We start from the raw sequence: 2,415 nt of genomic DNA on the forward strand, positions 1-2,415 counted from the left end.
GCTTGACCGATGCGGCTTTGTCGGGGCTGGACCTGCCGGGTCTGAACGTGGCGGCTTCTGAACTGACCTTCGTGGAGCGGCTTGAGCGGGTCGCCCTGCAGGCCACGATCCGCAATACGATCCAGTTTGGGTCGAACGTCGCGCTCTACGGCCAGGATCCCGGGGACGCGGCGGTGTCGCTGGCGCGGAACCTGGGCGCCGATGTGGTCGGGGCCATGGTCGCCTATGAGATCGGGCAAGCTTATACGGACGTCAAGGACACCACCTTGGGCTACATCGGTCACAAGGTGGCCCATGCGGCCTTGGGCTGCGCAACCGGGGCCATCGCGGGAACGTCCTGCAGCTCTCGGGCGGTGGGTGCCGCCGTTGCCGAGATGGCCGCCGAGGCGATGTTGGGTAACCTGAACCCAGCCGACTACACCGTGGCAGAACTCGGTGCATTGAAGGAACGGCTCAAGGGCTTCTCCAAGATGACCGCAGCCACAGCTGCGGCACTCGCTGGCCTGGATGCGAACGAGGCGGCAGACGCGGCGGATGTCGCGGTCGAGAATAACTGGGGCGAAACTCCGTGGGATCTCTTCTCACTGGCCGTATCGCTCGAGGAGTACGGGATCGTTTTCAATGACGAAAACAGCACGCTCGTCGATCGCTTACTTGCGGGCGCAGCGGTTGTTTTCGATGGCGCTATGGTTGCGGTTCCCGGTCTTTTTGGCGGTGCAGGGGTTATTCTCAAAGCTGAGCGGGTTGGGAAAAATGTTGTTGTTCGTGCCACGGCTGAAGTCGGTGAAAGTGGGGCGAAGGTTGCGGTCGACGCCAAAACCGGTTTGCGCACGGAGTTCTATAATGCTGCGGGTCAAGCCACTAAAATGCGGGATCCGTTGACCAATCAGGTGATTGACATCCCCTCTGGCGTGAGTATCCACAAGGACCATATCTTTCCTAAAGATGCGATCAAGGATCTACCTGGGTTTAAAGACCTCAATAAAGTTCAGCGAAAGCTGGTAGAGAATAACCCGATCAACTATCAACCGCTTCCGGCATCCTTGAACTGCTCGAAAGGCTGCCGCGTTCAGGGGACAGAGACGCCATGGATCACCTACAAAGGAACGCCGATCGACGCAGGGTATAGTACGTGGCTAAGAGATGAGCAGAACCAGATGGAAAAATTGTTGGTTGAGCAAATTAATGGAATGAAGGGGTAAGTAAATGCCAATAACCTATGAAGATATTCTCTCAGATAAGGCATTTGATATTATAAAATCAGAAAATCAAATGCATAGAGATGAATTGAATGGTATCTTCAATACCAAAAGAGTTGCCGATATTGTCACTCCTATGAAAAAAGGAAAAGAATGGCTTTATGAGAGAATAGTTCAACATCAGGAGAGGTCTGGGCGCATTCTTCTTAATGGGGGGGATCTTTTTATAAGAAGCTTCGATAGATCAAGTGTTGGTTCTAATGGAATTTCTTATGAACTTATGCAAGAAGTGAATGGTAGACTCATCTCTATTGAGCGAGATCCTATTGGAGATAATGTTGATCAACATAATATTGATGGATACTACGGTCGTCACCTAAGCCTTCCTGATCCGATCCGCCTTGCCTATTACCAACGTTTCGACGGGCTGAATGCTCCAGAGGAAATTATATGGGGTATTCGGCGGATACTCCTCCCCCTTCCTATCGTAGGCGGATGGAGTAGTATAGATAACTACCTAAAAAGACTTAGGTTGAAGAAAAAATATCTACCTTTGATAGAAGAAATGATTCCAGGGGTTCGCCCAAAAGACTTATCGATGGAATCCTATACAAACTTCATGATGTTTCTCGATAGTCGATATTCCAGGCTAGAGAGAAAAGGAGATGTTCTTTTTGTAAAGAATCATATCCAAGACAAGGTTGTCTATCATATCAAAGACGCAGATGTGCCGAACATGCGCATTTTGGCCGACCCCAAGGAGGCCATCGACCGGTATTGCGAACATGTCCTTCTTCGAAAAGAAGGCCGCTTCGATTTTCTCCCCTATACGACGGAGTTCACGGGGTGACGCTCTCGCCACCCGGTCAATAGGCCCCCTGGGACGGGGAGGATCGAAAGCCTATCAGAAGCTCGAACGGCTCCGACCGCCTGTCCTTTGGTGCATTGGCGCTAGGATGGCCTGTCTGGCTCGGCGGTGCAGACGGTCCTATCGCAGTCCCTGGCGGGCTTCACGGCGCTGTTCCGCCCGGCGGCCCCCTCCTCCCGGCACCTGTACGAAACCCTCTTCGACTACACGGACTTCGGCACCTTCTACGTAATTGCTCACGGGGTTGGCGAAATCGGTTGGCTGACGGCCTGGGTTGTGATTCAACCTTTGTATGAAAACGCCCCGGACATATCGACTTAGCGAAGCGGAGAAAGACGCCTTGCTGCT

General features: G+C 52.6%; 3 protein-coding genes. All 3 read left to right on the plus strand.

Features of this window, described 5'->3' with window-relative positions:
- Positions 1–1,202 (plus strand): VENN motif pre-toxin domain-containing protein (locus ACLIRY_RS26925; protein ID WP_413208500.1); only part of this gene is annotated, 1,202 nt, incomplete at its 5' end.
- Between the two features lie 4 nt (positions 1,203–1,206).
- Positions 1,207–2,049 carry a hypothetical protein gene (locus ACLIRY_RS26930; RefSeq protein WP_413208501.1) on the plus strand — a complete coding sequence of 281 codons (843 nt, stop codon included), beginning with the start codon at positions 1,207–1,209 and terminating at the stop codon, positions 2,047–2,049.
- 126 nt (positions 2,050–2,175) lie between these two features.
- Positions 2,176–2,388: a hypothetical protein gene (locus ACLIRY_RS26935; protein ID WP_413208502.1), complete on the plus strand. Its 213-nt coding sequence runs from the start codon at positions 2,176–2,178 to the stop codon at positions 2,386–2,388.
- Positions 2,389–2,415 lie beyond the last annotated feature (27 nt).

Source organism: Rhodospirillum sp. A1_3_36, from assembly GCF_047263945.1.
Lineage (GTDB): Bacteria > Pseudomonadota > Alphaproteobacteria > Rhodospirillales > Rhodospirillaceae > Rhodospirillum.

What these genes read in the sequence shown, in the direction of transcription:
- ACLIRY_RS26930 (WP_413208501.1), top strand. Translation starts at nt 1,207, where the DNA reads ATGCCAATAACCTATGAAGATATTCTCTCAGATAAGGCATTTGATATT.